Annotated in this window: 24 protein-coding genes; 17 read left to right on the forward strand and 7 right to left on the reverse strand. The window is 69.0% G+C overall.

Annotated elements, in window-relative coordinates:
* Positions 1-268 precede the first annotated feature (268 nt).
* From F4559_RS09060 to F4559_RS09075, 4 genes are all read left to right on the forward strand, one after another.
* The gene (locus tag F4559_RS09060; RefSeq protein ID WP_184667496.1) at positions 269-1,042 is read left to right on the forward strand and encodes a nucleotide exchange factor GrpE; all 774 of its coding nucleotides are present in this window, start codon (positions 269-271) and stop codon (positions 1,040-1,042) included.
* Positions 1,043-1,284: 242 nt separating this feature from the next.
* Positions 1,285-2,403: a glycoside hydrolase family 19 protein gene (locus F4559_RS09065; protein ID WP_312865535.1), complete on the forward strand. Its 1,119-nt coding sequence runs from the start codon at positions 1,285-1,287 to the stop codon at positions 2,401-2,403.
* Between the two features lie 434 nt (positions 2,404-2,837).
* Positions 2,838-3,599 (forward strand): lytic polysaccharide monooxygenase, encoded by a 762-nt coding sequence (locus F4559_RS09070; protein ID WP_184667498.1) that lies wholly within the window; start codon positions 2,838-2,840, stop codon positions 3,597-3,599.
* 83 nt (positions 3,600-3,682) lie between these two features.
* On the forward strand, positions 3,683-4,267 hold the full coding sequence (locus tag F4559_RS09075; RefSeq protein WP_184667500.1) for a DUF305 domain-containing protein: 585 nt from the start codon (positions 3,683-3,685) through the stop codon (positions 4,265-4,267).
* Here F4559_RS09075 and F4559_RS09080 read toward each other — a convergent pair.
* Positions 4,264-5,169 (reverse strand): pseudouridine synthase, encoded by a 906-nt coding sequence (locus F4559_RS09080; RefSeq protein ID WP_184667501.1) that lies wholly within the window; start codon positions 5,167-5,169, stop codon positions 4,264-4,266. The two genes, F4559_RS09075 and F4559_RS09080, sit on opposite strands and share 4 nt — an antisense overlap.
* Positions 5,170-5,270: 101 nt before the next feature.
* On the reverse strand, positions 5,271-5,870 hold the full coding sequence (locus F4559_RS09085; protein ID WP_184667502.1) for a DUF4230 domain-containing protein: 600 nt from the start codon (positions 5,868-5,870) through the stop codon (positions 5,271-5,273).
* Positions 5,871-5,967: 97 nt separating this feature from the next.
* Between F4559_RS09085 and F4559_RS09090 the strand changes: the two genes are divergently transcribed.
* Positions 5,968-6,396: a hypothetical protein gene (locus F4559_RS09090; RefSeq protein WP_221447180.1), complete on the forward strand. Its 429-nt coding sequence runs from the start codon at positions 5,968-5,970 to the stop codon at positions 6,394-6,396.
* On the opposite strand, the gene F4559_RS09095 is transcribed toward F4559_RS09090, so the two are convergent.
* Positions 6,393-6,959: a hypothetical protein gene (locus F4559_RS09095; RefSeq protein ID WP_184667504.1), complete on the reverse strand. Its 567-nt coding sequence runs from the start codon at positions 6,957-6,959 to the stop codon at positions 6,393-6,395. The genes F4559_RS09090 and F4559_RS09095 overlap by 4 nt on opposite strands.
* Positions 6,960-7,123: 164 nt before the next feature.
* Here F4559_RS09095 and F4559_RS09100 point away from each other — a divergent pair, with 164 nt between their 5' ends.
* The 4 genes from F4559_RS09100 (at position 7,124) to F4559_RS09115 (ending at position 10,626) form a co-directional block, all read left to right on the forward strand.
* Positions 7,124-8,005, forward strand: a complete 882-nt coding sequence (locus F4559_RS09100) for an ABC transporter ATP-binding protein (protein WP_312865536.1) — start codon at positions 7,124-7,126, stop codon at positions 8,003-8,005.
* Position 8,006: 1 nt separating this feature from the next.
* Positions 8,007-8,702: an ABC transporter permease gene (locus tag F4559_RS09105; RefSeq protein ID WP_184667506.1), complete on the forward strand. Its 696-nt coding sequence runs from the start codon at positions 8,007-8,009 to the stop codon at positions 8,700-8,702.
* Positions 8,703-8,705: 3 nt separating this feature from the next.
* Positions 8,706-9,887 carry a sensor histidine kinase gene (locus F4559_RS09110; protein WP_312865537.1) on the forward strand — a complete coding sequence of 394 codons (1,182 nt, stop codon included), beginning with the start codon at positions 8,706-8,708 and terminating at the stop codon, positions 9,885-9,887.
* Positions 9,888-9,984: 97 nt separating this feature from the next.
* Positions 9,985-10,626, forward strand: a complete 642-nt coding sequence (locus tag F4559_RS09115; protein ID WP_184667508.1) for a response regulator — start codon at positions 9,985-9,987, stop codon at positions 10,624-10,626.
* Here the strand turns inward: F4559_RS09115 and F4559_RS09120 are convergent.
* Positions 10,613-12,490, reverse strand: a complete 1,878-nt coding sequence (locus tag F4559_RS09120) for an ABC transporter ATP-binding protein (protein WP_184667511.1) — start codon at positions 12,488-12,490, stop codon at positions 10,613-10,615. The genes F4559_RS09115 and F4559_RS09120 overlap by 14 nt on opposite strands.
* 108 nt (positions 12,491-12,598) lie before the next feature.
* Here F4559_RS09120 and F4559_RS09125 point away from each other — a divergent pair, with 108 nt between their 5' ends.
* Positions 12,599-13,489, forward strand: a complete 891-nt coding sequence (locus F4559_RS09125; protein WP_184667513.1) for a proteasome assembly chaperone family protein — start codon at positions 12,599-12,601, stop codon at positions 13,487-13,489.
* Here the strand turns inward: F4559_RS09125 and F4559_RS09130 are convergent.
* Positions 13,486-14,445 carry an MsnO8 family LLM class oxidoreductase gene (locus F4559_RS09130; RefSeq protein ID WP_312865538.1) on the reverse strand — a complete coding sequence of 320 codons (960 nt, stop codon included), beginning with the start codon at positions 14,443-14,445 and terminating at the stop codon, positions 13,486-13,488. The two genes, F4559_RS09125 and F4559_RS09130, sit on opposite strands and share 4 nt — an antisense overlap.
* A gap of 37 nt (positions 14,446-14,482) precedes the next feature.
* On the reverse strand, positions 14,483-15,508 hold the full coding sequence (locus F4559_RS36245) for an acyl-CoA dehydrogenase family protein (RefSeq protein WP_184667517.1): 1,026 nt from the start codon (positions 15,506-15,508) through the stop codon (positions 14,483-14,485).
* Between the two features lie 72 nt (positions 15,509-15,580).
* Between F4559_RS36245 and paaZ the strand changes: the two genes are divergently transcribed.
* The 6 genes from paaZ to F4559_RS09165 all read left to right on the forward strand — a co-directional run bounded on the left by paaZ (position 15,581) and on the right by F4559_RS09165 (position 21,035).
* Entirely contained in the window at positions 15,581-17,602 is a 2,022-nt protein-coding gene (gene paaZ / locus F4559_RS09140; protein ID WP_184667519.1) for a phenylacetic acid degradation bifunctional protein PaaZ, read from the forward strand.
* A 201-nt stretch (positions 17,603-17,803) separates the two neighbouring features.
* Positions 17,804-18,532 (forward strand): response regulator transcription factor, encoded by a 729-nt coding sequence (locus tag F4559_RS09145; RefSeq protein WP_184667521.1) that lies wholly within the window; start codon positions 17,804-17,806, stop codon positions 18,530-18,532.
* 58 nt (positions 18,533-18,590) lie between these two features.
* Entirely contained in the window at positions 18,591-19,016 is a 426-nt protein-coding gene (locus tag F4559_RS09150) for a hypothetical protein (RefSeq protein ID WP_184667523.1), read from the forward strand.
* 148 nt (positions 19,017-19,164) lie between these two features.
* Positions 19,165-20,085 (forward strand): ATP-binding cassette domain-containing protein, encoded by a 921-nt coding sequence (locus F4559_RS09155; RefSeq protein ID WP_184667525.1) that lies wholly within the window; start codon positions 19,165-19,167, stop codon positions 20,083-20,085.
* Positions 20,086-20,104: 19 nt separating this feature from the next.
* Positions 20,105-20,830 carry an ABC transporter permease gene (locus F4559_RS09160; protein ID WP_312865986.1) on the forward strand — a complete coding sequence of 242 codons (726 nt, stop codon included), beginning with the start codon at positions 20,105-20,107 and terminating at the stop codon, positions 20,828-20,830.
* Between the two features lie 16 nt (positions 20,831-20,846).
* On the forward strand, positions 20,847-21,035 hold the full coding sequence (locus tag F4559_RS09165) for a hypothetical protein (RefSeq protein WP_184667529.1): 189 nt from the start codon (positions 20,847-20,849) through the stop codon (positions 21,033-21,035).
* A gap of 350 nt (positions 21,036-21,385) precedes the next feature.
* Here the strand turns inward: F4559_RS09165 and F4559_RS09170 are convergent, their stop codons facing one another.
* Positions 21,386-21,700, reverse strand: a complete 315-nt coding sequence (locus F4559_RS09170; RefSeq protein WP_184667531.1) for a hypothetical protein — start codon at positions 21,698-21,700, stop codon at positions 21,386-21,388.
* Positions 21,701-21,768: 68 nt separating this feature from the next.
* Between F4559_RS09170 and F4559_RS09175 the strand changes: the two genes are divergently transcribed.
* Complete coding sequence (locus tag F4559_RS09175) at positions 21,769-23,001, forward strand: IS630 family transposase (protein ID WP_246445117.1); 1,233 nt, start codon at positions 21,769-21,771, stop codon at positions 22,999-23,001.
* Positions 23,002-23,039 lie beyond the last annotated feature (38 nt).

Genomic DNA, 23,039 nt, shown 5'->3' on the forward strand with positions numbered 1-23,039 from the left:
CGTAGGGTTTCGTCGCGTCGGGGACAATGCGCGGAACGCTTTCGCCGGCCGCGGTCCGGACAGTCGGGAATTCCCCATGAGGGGGTATCCGGTCGCGCACAGTCATTCCGAGACTGCGTTGCGTTGATTCACCCGGATGGCGCGCTGCCCAGGCGTTCTACTGAGCCGACTACACCACTGACGGGCTCGGGGGAGAGGTCGAGGAAACGGAGCGTGTGTGGCGCCTGTCCGAGTACGGCCGGCGACAGGTCGCCGGATCGCGACCGGAATGGTGGTGGCGAGCGCGTTGGTCACGTTCTTCGCGTTGGTCGCCGTGTTGACCCCGACCCCCGTCGACGCGCGGGTGGTGGCGGCCCGGACCCTGGAGGCGGCGAAGGGCAGCCCGACCACGGGCGCCATCGCGGACGACGTCGCGCCGCGATTACCCGAGGGCGCGCGAGCCGTGGTCGTGAAGCCCGGCGGCACCGGTGAACGTGCCGGTACCGGCGAGGTCGCCGTGCTGGTCGGCGACGTCGACCGGTCGGCCGCGTCCCTGCTGCTCTCCGGTGGCGTGGTCGCCACGCAGCAGAGCGACGACGGCTGGTGGGTCGCGGTGTCCGTGCCCGATCCGAGGTCCCCTCCGCTGGGTGCCGTGCTGGCCCTGCTGACCGGCGCCGTCGTGCTGGGCGCGGCGGCCACCGAACTGCACCGCCCGAAGCGCCGGGACGACCTGCTGGTGCGCGGTCTGGCGAACCTCCTCCCGGATCTCCCCGCACACGCGGCGTGGCGGGCGCGTGGCCTGCTCATCGCGGGCGGCGTGCGGCCGGTCCACCCCGACGAGCACCGGCACGTCGTGGGCACCGTGCCCACCGACGACGAGGCGCTCGTGGGCACGGTCGCCCGCACGGTGCGTCCCGGATACGCCGACGGCGACCGGGTTCTGGTGCGGCCCGCGGTGTTCGTCTACGTGAAGACCGACGATCAAGGGTGTCCGCTACGCCACACTTTTCCGGCACAAGGAAGGGTTTTGAGACGCGGGAACGGCCCGAGTGGACCCTCTTGACCGCTTCAGGGCGCTTTCCGTCAAGGAGATCCACGCCCCAGCGCAATGACTGTCCATAATGGACTTTTAAGGCCGACCACCGGTGGATTTAGGCATCCGCACAGCTCACGCGGGTGGTGGCGCGTGACGAAAGGGTCGGACCACCCCCTCTTGACTGGTGTAGACCAGTCATGTTGAAGTGGCCGTCGTCACGTCAGAGGGCGCTCTAGGGGAAGAAGAGAACTTTGTCGAGATTGCGCGTGGTGGCTGCCATCGCCACGGTCGTCGTCGGCGCGGGCACGGCGATCGCGATCGCCGGGACGTCCGCCTCCGCGGCCGACTGCGCCGCGGCCTGGAGTGCGTCGTCGGTGTACACGGGCGGCCAGACGGCCTCCTACAACGGTCGCAACTGGACCGCCAAGTGGTGGACCCAGAACGAGAAGCCGGGCGGCACCCAGGTCTGGACGGACCAGGGCACCTGCGGCTCCGGTCCGGGCACCGGCACCACGACGACCACCAGGACCACGACCGTGCCGACCAGTCCGACCCAGCCCGCCAAGTGCACCGAGACCTGGGTGCGCGGCAAGGCGTACGTGACCGGCGACGTCGTCCGCTACACGGACAACAAGTACTACGTCGCCGAGCACGACAACCCGGGCTACGACCCGGTCGTGAGCACCTGGTACTGGGACCCGTACACCGGGTGCGGCGACACGCCCACCACGGTCACGAGCACCAGCACCACGCAGAACCCGAACCCCGGCCAGTTCGTGGTGAGCGAGGCCCAGTTCAACCAGATGTTCCCGAGCCGGAGCAGCTTCTACACCTACGCCGGTCTGGTCGCGGCCCTGTCCTCGTACCCCGGTTTCGCGAACACCGGCGGTGACGTCGTCCGCAAGCAGGAGGCGGCGGCGTTCCTGGCGAACGTGAACCACGAGACCGGCGGCCTGTACTACGTGGTGGAGCAGAACCAGGCCAACTACCCGCACTACTGCGACACGAGCAAGTCGTACGGGTGCCCGGCCGGCAACGCGGCGTACTACGGCCGCGGCCCGATCCAGCTCAGCTGGAACTTCAACTACAAGGCCGCGGGCGACGCGCTGGGCCTGCCCCTGCTGACCAACCCGTACCTGGTCGAGCGCGACCCGGCGGTGGCCTGGCAGACCGGCCTTTGGTACTGGAACACCCAGAACGGTCCCGGCACCATGACCGCGCACAACGCGATGGTGACCGGCGCCGGCTTCGGCGAGACCATCCGCAGCATCAACGGCACCCTCGAGTGCAACGGCGGCAACCCCGCCCAGGTGCAGAGCCGGATCAACGCGTACCAGAAGTTCGTGGGCATCCTCGGGGTGCCGGCGGGCAACAACCTCTCCTGCTGACCGGGGGTGGGGTCCGCCGTCCCCCTGCGACGGCGGACCCCCAGGCCCCTCCCCGTACGAACCCCGCGGTGAGAACCCAGCCGCGGACCCTGCGAGAACTTCCCGTGAGGTCCCTGCCGAACCGGGAAAGGCTTCGACGGTCACCCGTCGAGAACCACGTCCGTGCGGCGCACCCGCGCCCGCGTCCGTTCGGACGTGTGATCCGTGTGGCGGAACGTTTTCCGGGTCGTGTTCACACTGTGGACGGCGTCCCGTTGGGCCGCCCGGCCCACTTCCTTGACCCGGATGACGTTGCCGATTATGGTCTAGACCACATCGATGTCCGTGACGCCCCGTCCGCGAGGCGTCACGCGGTGTCGACGAGATCCGGCCGCCGCGGACCACCCCTGCACCGGGAGCCCCCGGGTTCCCTCCGAAGGAGCTGGACAGAACACATGAGCGTGAAACGCAAAGTCGCCGCGATGCTCGCGGGCGTCGGCGTCGCCCCCCTGATCATCGTCGCCGGCGCCGGCTCGGCCAGCGCCCACGGCTACGTCTCGTCGCCGCCCAGCCGCCAGGCGCTGTGCGCCTCCGGCAAGGTCACCGGCTGCGGCCAGATCCAGTACGAGCCGCAGAGCGTCGAAGGCCCCAAGGGCCTGACGAGCTGCAACGCCGGCATCGGCCAGTTCGCCATCCTCAACGACGACAGCAAGAACTGGCCCGCCACATCGGTCGGCAGCTCCGCCCAGTTCACCTGGACGCTGACCGCCCGGCACGCCACCAGCACCTGGCAGTACTTCATCGGTGGCTCGAAGATCGCCGAGATCAACGACGGTGGCAAGCAGCCCGGCGCGACCGTCACGCACTCGGTGAACCTCGGCGGCCGTTCCGGTCGCCAGAAGGTGCTGGCCGTGTGGAACATCTCGGACACCGCGAACGCGTTCTACGCCTGCATCGACCTGCAGGTCGGCGGGGGCAACCCCGACCCCGACCCGACGACGACCACGCGGCCCACGACCACCACGCCGCCGACCACGACGACCAAGCCCACCACGACCACGACGCCGCCGGCCGGTGGCACGTGGGCCGCGGGCGTGTCGTACGCGACCGGCGCGCAGGTCACCTACGGTGGCGCGTCCTACAAGGCGATCCAGGGTCACACCTCGCTGACCGGCTGGGAACCGCCGAACACGCCGTCGCTGTGGCAGCGGCTCTGACGGGGTCGACCCCGTGAAGCCCGTCCGCGCCGCCCTGACACGGCGCGGGCGGGCTTTCCCCTACCCTTTTCGAGGAGACGACCTTGAAGCGCCTCGTCGCCCTAGTCGCCGGCCTGTCCCTGCTGCTGGTGGCCGGGTGTAGTTCGCCTTCCGACGGTCTCGTCACGCCGACCGGCCCCGCGCCGTCGACGATCGCGGAGACCGCGGAGCACAACGACACCGACGTGATGTTCCTGCAGATGGCCATCGCCCATCACAAGCAGGGCCTGGAGATCGTGAAGCTCGCCAAGGACCACGCGGTCCGGTCGGACGTGAAGACGCTCGCCGCGGCCATCGAGGTCACGCAGCTCTCCGAGATCGACTCGATGACCAAGTGGCTCGGCGACTGGGGCAAGCCCGAGTCGTCCGGTACGGACATGCAGTTGCACGCCGACCACGGCGGCGACCACTCGACGCGTCCCGAGGACATCGCCGAGATCGCCGCGCTGCCGTCCGGCGAGTTCGAGAAGGGTTTCCTCAACCTCCTCATCGCCCATCAGCACAACGCCGTCGCGATCGCCAAGTTCGAGCGCGAGGGCGGCTCCAACCCGCAGTCCAAGGGCCTGGCCGACCGGATCTTCGAGTCGCGTTCGGCGCAGATCGCCCAGATGCTCGGCTACCTGAACTAGAGGTCGAGTCGCAGCCCGCTGGTGAAGCGCCGGTGCTCGCCGGTGACCGGGTCGGTGAAGGCGAGCACCTTCGCCAGCAGGCGCAACGGGTTCGTGAAGTCGTCCAACGGCTTCTCGGTGAGGACGGGGTAGAAGTCGTCGTCGCGGATGGGGATGCCCAGCGAACTCAGGTGCAGTCGGAGCTGGTGCGTCCGCCCGGTGGTGGGCAGCAGTCGGTAACGGCCCCACTGCCCGTCGTGCTCCACGAGTTCGATCCGCGTCTCGGCGTTGGGCTCGCCGGGCACCTCCTGGGCGGTGATCACACCTTTGATCTTGACGATGCGGCTGGTGACCGTGCGCGGCAGGTCGAGGCCGGGGTCGTAGCGGGCGATCGCCTCGTACTCCTTGTGCACGCCGCGGTCGCGGAACAGGTTCTGGTAGCGGCCCCTCAGCGTGGGATCGACGACGAACAGCACGAGGCCGGCTGTGCCGCGGTCCAGTCGGTGTGCGGGGCTGAGCGTGGGCAGGTCGAGATCGCGGCGTAGCCGGACCAGTGCGGTCTCCACGATGTGGCTGCCGCGGGGGATCGTGGCCAGGAAGTGCGGTTTGTCGACGACGAGGATGGCGTCGTCGCGGTGCACGACGGAGATGTCGAACGGCACGGGCACCTCGTTCGGCAGGTCCCGGTGGAACCAGACCGAGGTGCCGGGTGCGAACGGGGTGTCGGGTGCGAGCGGGCCGTGCAGGTCGTGGATCGCGCCCTGGGCGAGGAGTTCGTCGATCCTGGCCGGCTCCACCCGGGGCAACCGGTCGACCAGGTGGTCGCGCAGCGTGGTCCAGTGGCCTTCGTCGGGCAGTCGTAGTCGTGCGGGGTCGAGTCCGTGCCGCTGGGCGAGTGCCGCGGGCCTCTGCTTGCGCCTCATCGGCCGCCAAGCCTAGCCCACCTGCGAGTTATGCGTTCAGACACCACGAGTTGTGCGTTCAGGCACCGCGAAATGTGCATTCGGGTACCGCGTGGTCGCTGTCAGTCCGCCTTCGCGAACGTCACCTGGTACCCCAACGCGCCGAGTAGTCCGGACAGCATCTTGCGGGTGTTGTCCGACGCCTTCGCGAGAATGCCGGATTCCTTGGCCGCCGCCGCGATCTTCTCCTCGGCGGCCACGTAGAACGGCTGTTGGTCGGTCGTCTCGACCATGTCGGTCAGGCGGTCCCACAGGCCGCGTTCCTGGGCGAACACGTAGCACTTCTCCTGGTGCAGGTTGGGCTTGTCCAACGCCGGTGCGGGGAGGTCGACCTCGACGGTCTTGTGCTCCTGGTCGATCCTCAGTGCCTTCTCCTCGATTCCGGCGAAGTCGACGTAGGCGTTCACCGAACCGGCCGCCACGAACAGCGTCCGCTTGCCGGCCAACGCGGCGGGTACGTAGCGGACGTCGTTCTCGATGTCGAGGACGACCTGGAACTCGCCCGCCGCCGCGTGGTACTGGCTCAGGTCGCGCACGGACTGGAGCAGGGCCGGTTGCGAGCGGTCGATCGTGTCGGTGCCGAAGCGGGGCACGATCACCGCCGCGACGGCTCCCACGACGAGCACCACCACCGCGATCAGAGCACCGATGCGCCAGGTCATGCTCCGGCGGGTACCCGTTCACCGATGTGCCCAATCCCGCTTTTCGTGTCCTTTGTAGACGGTGTAACGCGAGCTTCGCGCGGGTATGGCTGCGGCCATGACCACCATCGACAAAACCCAGGGCAGGAGACCGGACGGCGTCGACGACACGACCGTCGAGGCGGTCGGCGCGCTCACCGAGGCGTTGGAGACGACGGAACGGGCGCGGGGCGCGCTCTACGACTTCCACCAGCTCACGGGCAGCGCCGACGAGAAGGTGGCGCACGCCGTGGAGTTGCTGCGCGCGGCCGGGCACGCCTACCTCGCGGACCGGGTCGAGCAGGAGTTGGTCGGCCGCAACGTGGTCGACGGCCGGTGGACGTTCCAGCTCGTCGAGGACTACGACGACGGCTACTACGCGTTGTTCCGCTCGTTGGAGCGCACCGCCCGCGACCGGCTGCTCGGCGGCCAACGCCACGTGTACGAGTCGGAGCTGAAGGTCCGCAACACGACGACCGGCGAACCCGGCCACGAACTCGACCCCTAGTCGTCCTCGCGATCCTCGCCCCGGCGGCGCAGGAACGCGAAGCCGGGGATGCCGAGGATCGCCTGCCGGACGTCGTTGGTGACCTCCAGCAACTGGTGGATGTCCGGGCCCACCCGGTCGAGGGTGGCGAGGATGGGCAGGACGTCCTCGATCAGGTGCCGGGTGAGCACGGGCAGGCGGTCGACCAGTTCGACGGCCGCGTCCACCTCCTGCGGCGACAACTCGTCGACGAACCGCTTGGCCAACGGTCGGGCCTGCCGGGCCAGGGGCGCGTAGTCGTCGACGAGTTCCCGCGAGGTGCGCGCGGCCGTCGACGCGTCGGTCAGGACCTGTTCGGCGGCGGCCGTGGCCACGCGTGCGCGCCCGACCACCATCTCGGTCTCCTCCAGTACGCGTTCGGTGCGGTCGACCAACGCGTCCGCCCGGCGGACCACGTCCTCGGCCGCCTGGAGCAGGTCGAGTACGCGGCCGGGCACGGAGGCGGCGGTGACGACCAGGGACGGCACCGTCGTCGTGACGGTGGTCCGGGCGAACGAGAACAGCGCGCGCGGGCTCAGGTCCATGTCCACCACTGTGCCCGCATTCACCCGATCGAAGGTGCCTGAGTGCACATTTCGCGGTGTCTGAACGCATAACTCGCGGGGTTGGGGGGTCAGCCGATCGGTTGAGGGTGGAGTCGGGCTTGATGGGGGATGGGGCGGGGGTGTGGGGTGGAGAAGATGGGGCGGTGTCCATCGTCGAAGTTCAAGGGCTGCGCAAGGCCTACGGGTCGGTAAAGGCGGTCGACGGGGTCGACTTCACCGTGGCCGAGGGGGAGATCTTCGGCATCCTCGGTCCCAACGGCGCCGGGAAGACCACGGCCGTGGAATGCGTGGAAGGCTTGCGGGCACCGGACTCCGGCACGGTCCGGGTCGGCGGGTACGACCCGGTCCGCGACCGTGACCGGGTCACCCGCATCCTCGGCGTCCAGCTCCAGCACAGCGAGTTGCAGCCCAAGCTGACCGTGCGTGAAGCCCTGGAGCTGTACGGCTCCTTCCACCGCGAACCGGCCGACTGGCGTCCGCTCGTCGAACGGCTGGGTCTCGAAGACCTGCTGGACCGTCGTTTCGGGGCGTTGTCGGGTGGCCGCAAGCAGCGCCTGTTCATCGCGCTGGCCCTGATCGGGAATCCGAAGGTCGTGGTGTTCGACGAGCTCACGGCCGCGCTCGACCCGCGTGCCCGCCGGGAGACCTGGCGGTTGGTCCGCGACCTCAACGACTCCGGCGTGACGATCGTGCTGGTCACGCACTTCATGGACGAGGCACGTCACCTGTGCGACCGGGTCGCGGTGTTCGACCGGGGCCGGATCGCCGCCCTGGACACGCCGGAAAACCTGATCAAGGGCAGCCCGGTCGTGATCTCCTTCCGCCCGGTGACCCCGTTGCCCGACCTGGCGGGGTTGCCGGGCGTGGTGTCCGTGACCGGGGAAGGGGCGAAGGTGGTCATCGAAGGCACCGACGACACAGTCGGGGCGCTGCTCGTGCGCCACCGTCACGAGGTGCGGGAGTTGCGCATCACCGACGCCACGCTGGACGACGCGTACCTGCGCATCACGCGAGAGGAACCCTGACGTGCTCAGAGTCGAGACCAGGCTGTTCCTGCGCGAACCCGGCGCGCTGTTCTGGGTACTGGCCTTCCCCTCGTTGCTGCTGCTGGGTTTCGGTCTCGTGCCGACCTACCGGGGGATCATCGGCGTGTTCGTGCCGAGCACCGTGCTCGTCGCGCTCGTCACGGCGAGCCTGCTGGCGTTGCCGAGCACCCTGACCTCCTACCGGGAGCGCGGCATCCTGCGCCGGTTGCGCACCACCCCGGCCCGGCCGGCCCACCTCCTCGCGGTGCAACTGCTCATCCACGGGACCGCGGCGGTCGTCGGCGCACTCCTGGCCGTGCTGATCGGACGCCTGGTGTGGGGCGTCGCACTGCCCGACCACCCGGTGGCGTACGGGGTGGCGTTGACGCTCGCGACCCTCGCGGCGTTGGCGACGGGCGCGGTGGTCACGGCCGTGGCCCGCACGGTCAAGGCCGCGCAGGCGATCGGGCTGGCGGTGTTCTTCCCCGCGATGTTCGCGGCCGGGATCTACGTGCCGGTCCAGGCGCTGCCGGCGGCCGTGCGCCGGGCCGTCGAGCTGGTTCCGTTCGGTGCCGCCGCGCGGGCGTTGGACGCGGCGGCGGCCGGTGACCTGCCGTCGTGGACCCACCTGGCCGTGCTCGCCCTGTGGACGGTCGTCCTGGTCGGTGTCGCCGCCCGCTGGTTCCGCTGGGAGTAGGCGGTGGACGGGTGGTTCCTGCGGTGGGGGCCGTACGGCCTGCTGGCCTTGGGCACGGTCGCGTCGGCGGCGACCGCACCGGCGTTGATGTCGACGACGGACGTCCTGTGGGCGGCGGCTTTGGTCGTGGGTGCGCTGGTCTGGCAACGGGCGCGCGGGTCGCTGTACTTCGTGGTGCGCGGCGCGCTGGCATTCGCGCTGTGCTGGCTGAACCCGTTCTTCTCGGTGTTCGCGTTGATGGGCTACTTCGACGCGGGCCTGCACCTGTCCCGGTCGGCGCGGCGGTGGGGGCTGCTCTCCGTCGCGTTGACGCTCGCGCTCTCGCAGTCCGCCGTGCCGGACGGCCCGCCGCCGGACGACGTCGGGGAACTGGTCGTGTTCGCGGTGCTGTTCGCCTTGCACGCCACGCTCGCGCTCGTGCTCGACCGCGTGAACGATCGGGAAGCGGACAAGCGGCGCAGGCAGGCGGTGGTCATCGAGGAGTTGGAGACGGTCAACGCGCGGCTCGCCGCCGCGCTCGCGGAGAACGCCGTGCTCCAGGCCCGGGCGAGGGAAGCCGGGATCACGGCCGAACGCCGCCGGTTGGCCGCCGACCTGCACGACACGCTGGTGCAGGGCCTGGTCGGCGTGGTCACCCAGTTGCAGGCCGCGCTGGACACCGACGGCGACGGTGCGCGTGCGCGCGTGGAGCGGGCGGTCGCCCTGGCCCGGTACAGCCTGGGCGAGGCACGCCGCTCGGTGCACGCCCTGGTCCCCGGCCCGCTGGAGAACCGGACCCTGCCCGAGGCGTTGCGGGAGGCGGTCGACCGGTGGTCGGCCACGGCGACCGCGCGGGTGGACCTCACGGTGGTCGGCGGCGTCGAGCCGTTGCACGACGAGATCGAGTCGACCCTGCTGCGGATCGCGGAGGAGGCGCTGAACAACGTGTCCAGGCACGCCGAGGCGGACCGGGTCGGTGTCACGCTGTCCTACATCGACGACGAGGTGACGTTGGACGTGCGCGACGACGGCAAGGGCTTCGACCCGGAGCACGCGCCGCGCCCGTCGGACCGGGGCGGGTTCGGGCTCGACGGCATGCGCCTGCGCGCCGGTCGGGTCGGGGGAGTCGTGGCCGTGGAGTCCGAACCGGGCGGGGGCACGGCGGTGTCGGCGCGGGTCCCGGCGGTGCCGGAGGCGCCCCGGTGAGGACGTGCGAAGGCGGGTTGACGGTGTCGGGAGGGGGCGGTGTGCCGCTGGTGCGGCGGTGTGGGGATCCCGGGAGCGGGAGCCGGGTGGTGTCGGGGTGAGCCGGCCGATCACGGTGCTGCTCGTCGACGACCACCCGGTGGTCCGGGACGGTCTGCACGGCATGTTCGCGGCCTCCCCGGAGTTCGAGGTGCTCGGCGAGGCGTCCGGAGGCGAGGAGGCCGTGGCGATGGCCGAACGCCTCGACCCCGACGTGGTCCTCATGGACCTGCGCATGCCCCGGGGCGACGGGGTGGCCGCGATCGGCGAGCTGACCCGGCGTGGCCTGCGTTGCCGCGTGCTGGTGCTGACCACCTACGACACCGACGCCGACGTCATCCCCGCGATCAAGGCCGGTGCGACCGGCTACCTGCTCAAGGCCGCGTTGCGCGACGAGCTGTTCGAGGCGGTGCGTGCCGCCGCCCTCGACCGCACCGTCTTCTCCCCGTCCATCGCCACGCGCCTGTTCACCGAGGTCCGCACGCCCGCGCCCCGCGAACGCCCGCTGAGCGCCCGCGAACTGGACGTCCTCACGCTCGTGGCGAAGGGCACCACCAACCGGGAGATCGCCCGGACGCTGTTCATCAGCGAGGCCACCGTGAAGACCCACCTGACCCACCTGTACGCGAAGCTCGACGCGACCGACCGGGCCGCCGCGGTGGCCGCGGCCTACGACCGCGGCATCCTCAAGCCCCCGTGACGGCGGCCTCGTCGAACTGCGTCCGGTAGAGCCGCGCGTAGCGCCCGTCGGCCGCCAGGAGGTCGGTGTGGGTGCCGCGTTCCACGATGTGCCCGTCCTCCACCACGAGGATCTGGTCGGCGGCGCGGATCGTGGACAGCCGGTGGGCGATCACGATCGCGGTCCGCCCGGCCAACGCCTCGGCGAGCGCTTCCTGCACGGCGGCCTCCGACGTGGAGTCCAGGTGCGCCGTGGCCTCGTCCAGGATGACCACGCGCGGGCCCGCCAGGAGCAGGCGCGCGATGGTCAGGCGTTGGCGTTCGCCGCCGGACAGCCGGTAGCCGCGTTCGCCGACGACGGTGTCCAGGCCGTCGGGCAGGGTGCGGATCAGGTCGTCGAGCCGGGCCCGGCGCAGGGACTCCCACAGGTCGTCCTCGCCGGCCGCGGGCCGGGCGAGCAGCAGGTTCTCGCGGACGGTGGTGTGGAACAGGTGGCCGTCCTGGGTCACCATGCCCAGCGTCGACCGCAGCGTGGCCGCCGACAGGTCCCGCACGTCGACGCCGGACAGCCGGATCGCGCCGGAGTCCACGTCGTAGAGGCGGGGGAGCAGCGACGCCAGGGTCGACTTGCCCGCACCCGACGAGCCCACGACGGCGACGACCTGGCCGGGCGCGGCCGTGAACGACACGTCGTGCAGCACCTCGACCCCGGCCCGGGTGTCGAGGGACGCGACCTCCTCCAACGACGCCAACGACACCTTGTCCGCCGCCGGGTAGCCGAAGCGGACGTGGTCGAACTCCACCGACACCGGCCCGTCGGGGACCGTCCGGGCGTCGTCGCGGTAGGTGATCAACGGTTCGAGGTCCAGCACCTCGAAGACCCGCTCGAAGCTCACCAGGGCGCTCATCACCTCGACCCGCGCGCCGGCCAGCGCGGTCAGCGGCGCGTACAGCCTGGTCAGCAGCAGGGCCAACGCCACGACGGCACCGGGCTCCAGCGAACCGGCCAGCGCGTAGAACCCGCCCAGCCCGTAGACCAGCGCCAACGCCAACGACGACACGAGCGTCAGGCTGGTGATGAACACGGTCTGCACCATCGCGGTCCGCAGGCCGATGTCGCGCACCCGGCGGGCGCGGACGGCGAACTCGTCGGACTCCCGGTCCGGGCTGCCGAACAGCTTCACCAGGGTCGCGCCGGGCGCGGAGAACCGCTCGGTCATCTGCGTGCCCATGGTCGCGTTGTGGGCCGCGGCCTCCCGTCGCAGCCTGGCCAGTCGCGCGCCCATGAGCCTGGCCGGGACGACGAACAGCGGCAGCAGCACGAGCGCCAACAGGGTGATCTGCCAGGACAGGCCGACCATGACCACGAACGTCAGCGCCAACGTCACCAGGTTGCCGACCACGCCGGACAGGACGTCGCTGAACGCCCGTTGCGCGCCGAGGACGTCGTTGTTCAACCGGCTGACCAGGGCGCCGGTGCGGGTCCGGGTGAAGAACGCCACGGGCATCCGTTGGACGTGGTCGAACACGGCCGTGCGCAGGGCCAGGATCAGGTCCTCGCCCAGCGAGGCCGACAGCCACCGGGACACCAGGCCCAACCCCGCCTCCAGGACGGCGAGGACGGCGATCGACGCGGAGAGCCCGAGCACGGTGGCGTAAGGCTCGCCGGACACGATCGCGTCGACCACGCGTCCGGCGAGCACGGGCGTGGCCACGGCGAGTACCGCCACGATCACGCTCACGCCGAGGTAGCGGAACAGCCGGCCCCGACGGGTCGAGGTGAACGCCCAGATCCGGCGCAGTCCGGCGAGCGAGAACGGGCGCCGGTCGTTCTGCGCGGTGATCGTGTTGTACAGCGATGTCCACGCCGTGGTCTCCATGTCCATGCCCCGGAAGGCTAAAACCTCCACGTTGATCGAGGTCAAGCGCCGGGAATGGAACCGGTCCCGGCCGGGTTGGCGTGAGGGACGACGTGGACAACGAGGAGGAACGCCGTGGAGCCGGAGGACCTGGTCGAGGTCGACTCGGACGTCCCGGACCTGACCGGAGCGGTGCTGCTGCACCACTTCGACGGCTTCATGGACGCCGGGCAGGCCGGTTCGCTGCTGGTCGACCACCTGCTGGACGCGCACGAGAACCGGGTGATCGCCCGGTTCGACCTCGACGGGCTGCTGGACTACCGCGCCCGTCGGCCCACGATGACCTACGACACGGACCGCTGGGTCGACTACGCGGCGCCGGAGCTGGTCGTGCGGCTGCTGCACGACGCGCTGGGCACCCCGTACCTGCTGCTGTCCGGCCCGGAACCGGACCGCCGGTGGGAGGGCGTGATCGCCGCGGTGCGGGGCCTGATCGAGCGCTGGGGCGTGCGCCTCACGGTCGGTTTCCACGGCATCCCGATGGGCGTCCCGCACACCCGGAAGCTGTCGGTGATCTCCCACGCGACCCGTCCCGAGCTGGTGGTGGAGCGGTCGCCGTTCAGCCGGGTGCAGGTGCCGGGCAACCTGTCGGCACTGCTGGAGTACCGCCTGGGCCAGGCCGGTCACGACGCGGTCGGCTTCGCCGCGTACGTGCCGCACTACTTGGCGCAGAGCGGCTACCCGGCCGCGGCACGTGCCCTGCTGGACTCGCTCTCGCAGGTCACGGGCTTGATCGTGCCGACGGACGCGCTGGACGAGTCGGCCCGCCGAGCGGACACCGAGATCGCCCGCCAGGTCGGCGAGTCGGAGGAGGTGGCCCAGGTCGTCGAGGCTTTGGAGCGCCAGTACGACGCGTTCGCCGAGGCGTCCGACAACCTGCTCGTGGAGGACGGCGAACCGTTGCCCAGCGCCGACGAGCTGGGTGCGGAGTTCGAGCGCTTCCTGGCCGAGCAGCGCGAGCCTTAGAGCGTGGCCAGCAGGCGGTAGGAGTCGAGCAGGGCGGCGCGGTCGAACGTGCTCGTGGTGACGAGCAGTTCGTCCGCGCCGGTCCGTTCCGCCAGGTCGGCGAGCCGGTCCGCGACCTCGTCGGGCGTGCCGAAGACGTGGCCGGTCAGCGACTCCTCGAAGTAGCGGCGTTCGCGCGGGGTCATGTCTCGCGCCAGGACGTCTTCGGTCGCGCGTAGTGCGGGGAACTCGCCGCGTGTCCGTGAGTAGGCCATCGACCACGCTTCGGGTACGAGCAGGCGCCACGCGTCGTCGGTCGTCCGGGCCACGGCGACGGTGGACGAGACGATCACGTACGGCTCGTCGGTCCAGCCGGGTCGGAAGTCGCGACGGTAGGCGGTGATGGCCGCGGCGGTCGGCTCGACGCCCTTGAACGTGCCGATGACCAGCGGCAACCCCAGCTTCGCGGCCGTCGCCGCGCCGGGGCCGACGGCGAGCGCGAACGCCGAGGGCCGCAGTCCGTCGGCCGGGTAGCCCCGGACCCCGGCCATGCCGGTGAAGTACGACAGCAGCTCGCGCAGCCGGGGCTCGAACTCCTCGGCGTCCTCCTTGGGATGCCCCAACGCCTCCCGCACGGCGGGCGTGAACCCGACCGAACGCCCCAACCCCATGTCGATCCGACCCGGGTGCAACGACTCCAGGACCCCGAACTGCTCGGCCACGACCAGGGGTTGGTGGTTGGGCAGCATCACGCCGCCCGTGCCGACCCGGATCCTCGTCGTGGCCGCCGCGACCGCCGCCGCCAACACGGTCGGCGCCGCACCGGCCACGCCGGGGACGCCGTGGTGCTCGGCGACCCAGAACCGGTGGTAGCCGAGACGTTCGATCTCCGCGGCGAACGTCACCGTGTCGCGCAACGCCTGAGCGTGCGTGCCACCTTGACGGGTCCGGGAGCGGTCGAGGACGGACAGTCTCACGTCGTGTTCAACGGTTTCCCGAGGTCCGGGGATTCCGTCAGAGGCGACCGGTGTCGACGGGGAGATCCAGGCGTACCCGGGCATAGGTCTCGAACAGGCGCCGCGACACCATGGCGTGCTGGGCGGCCACGTGCACGTCCCGCAGACATCGCTGCAAGGGCGACGACGAGAACACCGCCGAGCCGCCCGCGACCTCGAACGCCGACCGCGTCACGGACACCGCCTCGTGCGCGGCGTGCGAGCAGGCCAGGCGTAGTCGCGCGCGTTGGCGCAAAGTGCTTTCCCCGCCGGTCAACGCGGACGCCCACCGCTCGTCCACCTCGGCGCGCAGGAACGCCCGTGCCGCCGCCAGCCGTGCGTCGGCCGTGGCCAGGTCGAGCAGTCCGTCGGTGGACTCGACCTCGTCCAACGCCCGGCCCGCGATGCCCAGGCACACGGACGCCACGCCCATGGCCAGGAAGGAGAAGAACGGGAACGACGGTAACGGCGCCTCGACGTGCAGCGAGGGCGGCCACACCCGCCGGTCCGCCGGCACGAAGGCGTCGACGACCTCCCACTCGTGCGACGCGGTGCCGCGCAGGCCGGCCACGTCCCACGTCTCGTGCACGATCACGTCGGCGCGGGGGAACAACGCCAGTCGTGGCCCCTCCGGGGTGGAGATTCCGCCGACGACCCACGTGCACCAGTCGACCGCGCTGCCCCAGCCCCACCGGCCGGTGACCCGGTCGCCGGTCAGCGTGCCGCGCGGTGCGGCCGTGCCCGCGACCACGGCGTCCGGTGGCGAGAACACCTCGTCGGCGGTCTCCTCGGGCAGGTACCAGGCCAACGCCGAAGTCGCGGACGTGGTCATCGCGGTCCACCCGGCCGACCCGTCGGCGGCCGACAGCGCCTCGATCTCGGCCACCCAGGCGGGCAGGTCGAGCTGGCCGCCACCGAACCGCGCGGGTGCGAGCCGACGTGTCACACCGGCTTCGACCAGGGCGTTCACCACGGTGTCCGGCAGCCTGCCGACCCGATCGGCCTCGGCGGCACCCGTACGGATCGTCTCGAAGAGTTCACCCACCCGGCGATCATGTCACTGAACCGGCAAGTTCTAGTGTCGGTGTCACACCGGGTTCGACGAGGAGGTCGACACATGGCCCTGCTGCGCAGTTACGTGTCCGGTCGCTGGTTCACGTCGCCGTCGGAGGGGGCGCCGCTGCACGACGCGGTGACCGGCGACGAGATCGCGCGGATCAGTGCGGACGGGGTCGACCGGGCCGCCGCGTTGGACTACGGGCGGCGGGTCGGGGGCGCGGCGTTGCGCGAGTTGACCTTCCACCAGCGTGGTGCGCTGCTCAAGGCGTTGGCGTCGTACCTGCGGGAGCACCGCGAGGAGCTGTACGCGCTGTCGGCGCGGACCGGTGCGACCAAGGCCGATTCGTTGATCGACGTCGACGGTGGAATCGGCGTGCTGTTCACGTACTCCGGCAAGGCCAAGCGCGAACTGCCGAACTCTCGCGTGTACGTCGACGGCGCCGTGGAGCCGTTGGGGCGGGCGGGGACGTTCGTCGGGCGGCACATCGGCACGCCGTTGCGCGGGGTCGCGGTGCAGATCAACGCGTTCAACTTCCCGGTGTGGGGGCCGTTGGAGAAGTTCGCGCCCGCGTTCGTGGCGGGCGTGCCGTCGTTGATCAAACCGGCGTCGCAGACGGCCTACGTCACGGAGAAGCTGGTCGAGTTGATCATCGCCTCGGGCCTGCTGCCGGAGGGGTCCGTGCAGCTGCTCAGCGGCGGTGCCGGTGACCTGCTGGACCACCTGACCGAACAGGACCTGGTGGGCTTCACCGGTTCCGCGTCGACCGCCGCCAAGCTGCGCACGCACCCGGCCGTGGTGCGCAACGGCGTCAGGTTCAACGCCGAGGCCGATTCCCTGAACTGCTCGATCCTCGGCCCGGATGCCGTTCCTGGGACGCCCGAGTTCGACCTGTACGTCAAGCAGTTGGTCACGGAGATGACGACCAAGGCCGGGCAGAAGTGCACGGCCATCCGCCGGGCATTGGTCCCCGCCGGTCTGCTGGACGACGTCGCCGAGGCCGCTTCGGCACGGCTGGCCCGCGTGGTGATCGGCAATCCGGCGGACGGGACCGTGCGCATGGGCGCGTTGGCGGGGTTGGAACAACGGGAGGAAGTGCGGCGGTCGTTGAAGGCGCTGCTGTCCACGGGGAAGATCGTCTTCGGCTCGCCGGACAAGGTCGAGGTCGTCGGTGCGGACGCCGTTCGAGGCGCGTTCCTCTCGCCGGTGTTGTTGACGGCCGACGCGTCCGCGGCCGAGCCGCATTCGGTCGAGGCGTTCGGTCCGGTCGCCACTTTGGTGCCCTACAAGGATGTTTCGGACGCGGTCGCTCTGGCGGCCAGGGGAGCCGGCAGCCTGGTCGGCTCGGTGGTCACGCACGACGTCGACTTCGCCCGCGAGGTCGTGCTGGGCGTCGCGCCGTGGCACGGCCGGGTCCTGGTGCTGGACCGCGACGACGCCGGCGAGTCGACCGGACACGGCTCCCCGTTGCCGATGCTGGTGCACGGCGGGCCGGGCCGGGCCGGTGGCGGCGAGGAGTTGGGTGGCGTGCGTGCGGTGCTGCACCACCTCCAGCGCACGGCCGTCCAGGCGAGCCCGCGGGTGTTGACGGCGGTCACGGATCAGTGGGTCACGGGCACGCCGCGCACGGAGGGCGACGTCCACCCGTTCCGCAAGCGTTTGGGAGAGTTGCGGTTGGGTGATTCGGTGGTCGCCGGGCCGCGTGTGGTGACGTTGGGGGACGTCGAGCACTTCGCGGAGTTCACCGGGGACACGTTCTACGCGCACATGGACGAGGAGGCCGCGGCGGCGAACCCGTTCTTCGGTGGGCGGGTGGCGCACGGGTATCTGGTGGTGTCGTTCGCGGCGGGGTTGTTCGTGTCGCCGGAGCCGGGGCCCGTGCTGGCAAACTACGGGTTGGACAACCTGCGGTTCCTGACGCCGACGTTCCCGGGGGACGAGTTGACGGTGACGTTGACGGTCAAGCAGATCACGCCGCGCGAGGACAAGGAGTACGGGGAGGTGCGGTGGGACGCGGACCTGGTGAACCAGAAGGGCGAGTCCGTGGCCAAGTATGACGTCCTCACCCTGGTGGCGAAGTGAATCGGTTGCATCTTGGCATCCGAGCGGCGTAATCAGAGGGAGTCACTTGGTGCTGGATACCTGAACGCGATCAGCATCACACTTTCTTCACCGCTCGGAAACCGACTGCACTGTATCCACTACGGTGGGTTGCCTGGGGGGTAGCGAGCTTCGTATGCGAGGCAGTCGTTCCCAGGGGGGGTTGTGAAAGTAAATGATCCGATGACCGGACGGGCTTCATTGGATGGCCGCTTAAGGGTTGATGTCTGTGCGGGCAGTATTCCGCTATTGACTGGACTTGTCGAACTACTCGACGAGTCGGATTTCATGGTGACCGGCAGACTTGGTGTCGATTCGGCTGTGGAAGGCGAGGTGCCGGAGTACGAGGTGGATGTGCTCGTAATCGACAGTGGGATACTGGCGGGGAGTGCGACGGCAAACGGGGGCAAATTGCCCTCGATGTTCGGTAAGCGGGTCGTCGTTCTGGTCGGCGAGTCGGACCCGGAGGCCGTGGCAGCGTTCGTGCGGTCAGGAGTGCGAGCTGTTGTGAGGCGTGACGGGCCTGTGTCCAGTATTCGTACCGCAATTCTCGCTGCCTACAACGGTGATACATTGATCTCGGGTGCGATCTTGGATCGGGTGGTCGACTTCCTTTCGGCGCCTGTCGATCTGTTGTCGTTATCCCATTTTAAGGAACTGACGGCCAGTGAACGTGAGTTATTTTACATGGTCGCAGAAGGGCGGTCGAACGCCGAGATCGCGCGCGTACGCTCGATCAGCGTGCGGACTGTCAAATATCATGTTTCGAATATTATGCGGAAGTTGAATCTGCGCAGTCGTGTGGGCATTATTGCGCTCGCGCACAACAGTGGCTCCATGCGGGAAACGGTCGGAAGTACAGGGTCGAATCAGGCCCAAAGTACAGGTTTCGATGCGTGCGTCCAGCGATAGGCTGGCGATGCCGGTTGCTACTCGACCGGAACATTCGCTATAGGCTGAAGGAGCTTTCGTGCGTAGATTCATCCTGTCGTTGGCGGTGACACTTGGTCTCCTGACCGGGGGCGCCGGCCTCGCGACGGCCGCAGAGGCGGTCACCACGTCCACTCCGGTCGTTCACGTCGTCAGCCAGCCCAGCACCTCGGGCCCGGTGGACACCGTACCTGGTGCGACAGGTACGTCTGTGGTCGGTACATCTCCGGGCGTCGACGGCACCGTCCGGCCTGCAGGAGTCGGCCGCTGGATCGTCGAGGCACTCATCAAGCTCGGACGAAAGATCTACGACGCTGCGGTCGCTGCGGTAAAGGCGGGCTGGGCTGCTTTCAAGTCGTGGTTCGACTCGTTGCCGTGGTTGATTCGCCAACTGATGCCGGTCGGCGCAGAAGAACTGTTCCGTGCAATCGCTTGCCACGTTCTGAACCAGCAGTGGGCTTGCTAATCGATCTACTTCGGTGAGATACCGAGCCCGCCGAGTCGGCCTCGGCGGGCTCGGTCGATCAGCAGGTGGGACTTCGTCGAGGGCCCTCGACGAAGTCCCACCGAGCCATCGTCGAATATACCTGAGCGCAACCACGAGCGAGGACACCATGATCGAGGTCGTAGGTCTCACCAAGGTCTACCAGGGCAGAAATGCGGTCGATGATCTGTCCTTCCAGGTCCGGCCTGGTGTCGTGACCGGCTTCCTGGGTCCCAACGGGGCGGGCAAGTCGACGACCATGCGTCTCATCCTCGGGCTCGACCGGCCAACCTCCGGATCCGCGACCGTCAACGGACACGCATATCGGGATTTCGCGCTACCTCTGCGAGAGGTCGGCGCACTGCTGGATGCGCGCTCCGCGCATCCTGGACGCAGCGCGCGTGACCATCTCCGAATTCTCGCCACCGCCAACGGCATCCCGGCGGTAAGGGTCGACGAAGTTCTCGATCTGGTCGGCCTGCATGACGTTGGCCGCAAACGCATCAAGACCTTCTCCCTAGGCATGACCCAGCGGTTCGGGCTTGCAGTCGCGTTGCTCGGTGATCCGCCTGTCCTGCTGCTCGACGAACCGCTCAACGGTCTAGATGTGGAGGGAGTGCACTGGATGCGCAATCTTCTGCGTGAGTTCGCTGAAGAGGGACGGACCGTGCTCGTGTCCTCGCACCTGATGTCGGAGGTCCAGGGAACCGCGAAGCGAGTCGTCGTGATCGGCGGTGGCCGGTTGATCGCCGACACCGATACCCGCACGTTTATCGAAAGCACCGTCCGGGCCTGCGTCCTGGTCGAGACACCGTGCGCTGACAAGCTGACCGCGACGTTGGAGTCGGCAGGCGCGACGGTTGAGCGCGCGGAAACTCACAGTTTACGTGTGCACGGACTGTCTCGACGGCAGGTCGGTGAACTTGCTTTAGGGGCTGGAGTGGTCCTGTATTCGTTGGGTGACGAGGGGTTGTCGTTGGAAGACGCATTTCTTAGTGCGACCAATCGGTTCGTCGACTATAGGACGAGTGGCGGTGAATACCGTGCCTGATCGCCGAGTGATTCGTTTGGTGCGGGCGGAGTGGTTGAAGATCCGCAGTCTGAGGTCGGTGCGATGGATTGTGATCGCCTTCGTCCTGCCGACTGTCGCGATCATCGTCGGTCTCGCCCGAACCGGCGGAACTGCGCTTGCACAGTCCACCGAGGTCAGACTTGCCGCATCGGTGTTGCCTGCGGTCGTCCTCATGCAGATCGCCGTCGCCATAGTCAGCGTGGTCGTTACGGGGTCCGAGTACACTCACGGCGTCATCAGGGCCTCGCTGACCATGGCACCCCGACGCGGCCTGCTGCTCACGGCGAAGTACGTCGCGGCTGCGGGCTTCGGGTTTCTGGTTGGATTGGTTACGGCTGCGATCGCCATCGCGATCACCGCGGTGTTCTCCGACCGGGGCGGAGAGTGGAACGCGGTTCTCATGCGAGCCGGGTTCGGTGCGGGAGCGTATCTTGCCGTCTTGGCTGTTCTCGCTGCCGCCCTGACGGTTCTTGTGCGAGGGACTGCCACTGCGGTACTGATTGTGATCGCTGTGGTGTACGTGGTACCACTCATTGCCGTTCCGCTCATACCCGGACTCACCGGCACCGTGGGGGAGTTCTGGCCGACGACCATCGGTCTTACCCTTGTCGCACCGCCGGGGGTGGGAACCGTGCCGCCAGCCGCCGGGTTCCTGGTGTTCGTTGCGGAGTGTGCGATCCCGGTGATCCTGTCCTGGTTGCTGTTCGACCGTCGTGACGCCTGAACCGAGAGGAGCCATGATGACCAATCGGAGCACCGACCGCTTACCCGTCTCCGCATGGGTGCTCGCCATAGTGGTGACGATCGCAACCAAGTTCCTGCTGAGGTACCTCTACCCAGGCATGCCCTGGTACATCTCGACGCTGCTTTCGTTGGTCATCCTGAACGTGGTACTCGGGGTGGCGTGGTTGGTGTTGCGGCGGAAGTGAAGCACGCGTTCATGCGTGGCCGACTTTTCCCGGGTGGGCGGGGATGGTGGGCAGGTATCCAAGATCGACCGATCTGAACGCTCTGCCCGCCGCATGTCAATATCGACGGGTGTTTGGTCGGTGGGACACACGTCGGCGGCCACCAGGTACGGCCTACCTCGCTGTCATCCAGGGGAGTCCGCAGGTGTTGACGGTGGGAGGTGGGCGGGCGCGCCGCGTGCGGTGGGCGACGTCCTTCGGCGGGCGGGTGACCCACAGGTACCTGGGAGGTAGAGGGGAGAGTCCGTGGCTAAGTGGTCTGCGCCGTAAGTTCTTCGGGGGTTGACCTTGCGGATGCCCGTGGGTCGTGATCAAGGTTTGGCGTTGGTCACGTGGAGGTCGCAGACCAGGTCGAAGACTTCTTCGGTGCTGCCGGTGAACCAGATCTGGTTTTCGTAGCTGTTCGTGCTCGCGACGTAGATGGCCGAGCCCCATCGGTGGGCGGATCCGCCGTAGCGCAGCCGCACCAGCGGCAGCCGTTCGCCGTCGGTGAGTTCGCCGGTCACGTAGGCGAACTGGCCGTGGTAGCGGGCGTGGACATCGGCCAGTTGAGGCCAGTTGTCCTTGGCATGCGCCCGCAGCCGCTGGGCGAGGGAATTCTTGGTGGAGTCAGGGATGACGGGCACGGGCACATCGTGCCCGCCCCAGGGCGTGACAGCCCCACCGGCTCGCTCGCCGGCCAGATCCTCTGGAGATGATCAACGATCACATCGGAGAGCACCCGAAAGGCATGTCTGTGCCCGTCGCCCGCGCACATGAGATCACCCCGACCGCCTCACAGCGACGGCGGCTCACGAGGCCGGCCTGGTCCCGCACCGCCGCCCACCAGCAGGTCATCCGGGCGCGGATCGTGCTGGACGCCGCCCTCGGCCACGCCAACGCCGAGATCTCCCGCCGTCTCAGGGTGACGGTGGATACCGTCCGGACCTGGCGCGGCCGCTACGCCGATCACGGCATGGCCGGGCTGATCGACCGGCCCCGCTCCGGACGGCCCAGCCGCGTCACACCGTTGCAGGCCGCCGAGATCAAAGCCCTGGCCTGCCGGCCGCCCACGCAGACCGGGGTGCCACTGTCGAGGTGGAGCTGCCCCGACCTGGCGGCCGAGGCCGTCGCCCAGGGCATCACCACGGCCATCTCCGCCTCCACTGTCCGCAGAATCCTCGCCAGTGATGCGATCAAACCCTGGCAGTACCGGTCCTGGATCTTCATCCGCGACCCCGACTTCCGCGCGAAAGCCGCCCGAGTGCTGGACCTCTACGCCCGCGTCTGGGACGGACAACCGCTGGGCGACAACGACTTCGTCATCAGCGCGGACGAGAAGACCTCCATCCAGGCCCGCTGCCGCTGCCACCCCACCCTCCCTCCGGGAGTTTCCCGGACCATGCGGGTCAACCACGAGTACGACCGGGGCGGCGCCCTGGCCTACCTGGCCGCCTACGACGTCCACCACGCCCGCGTCATCGGCCTGTGCTGCGACACCACCGGGATCGACCCGTTCATGGAACTGGCCGAGGAAGTCATGACCCAAGAGCCCTACGCCTCAGCGAAACGAGTGTTCTGGATCGTGGACAACGGCTCCTCCCACCGAGGGCAGGCCGCCATCGACCGACTCACACGACGGTTCCCGAACGCCGTCATGGTCCACACTCCGGTCCATGCCTCCTGGCTCAACCAGATCGAGGTCTACTTCTCCATCGTGCAACGCAAAGTCGTCACTCCCAACGACTTCACCGACCTCGACCAGGTCCAGCACCGGCTGACCGACTTCGAACGCCGCTACAACGCCACCGCCCAGCCGTTCCGATGGAAGTTCACCACCACCGACCTCGACGACCTGCTGACCAGACTCGACCGCCACACACCCGACCAACAGGAACAACCCGACTTCCCACAGGCCGCGGCAAGTTCAGGCGGTCGTAGCATGTGATCTTGGTGTTCGGTGGGGGAGGATTCTCTGTCGTGCGC

Origin of the sequence: Saccharothrix violaceirubra, assembly GCF_014203755.1 — a bacterium.
Lineage (GTDB): Bacteria > Actinomycetota > Actinomycetes > Mycobacteriales > Pseudonocardiaceae > Actinosynnema > Actinosynnema violaceirubrum.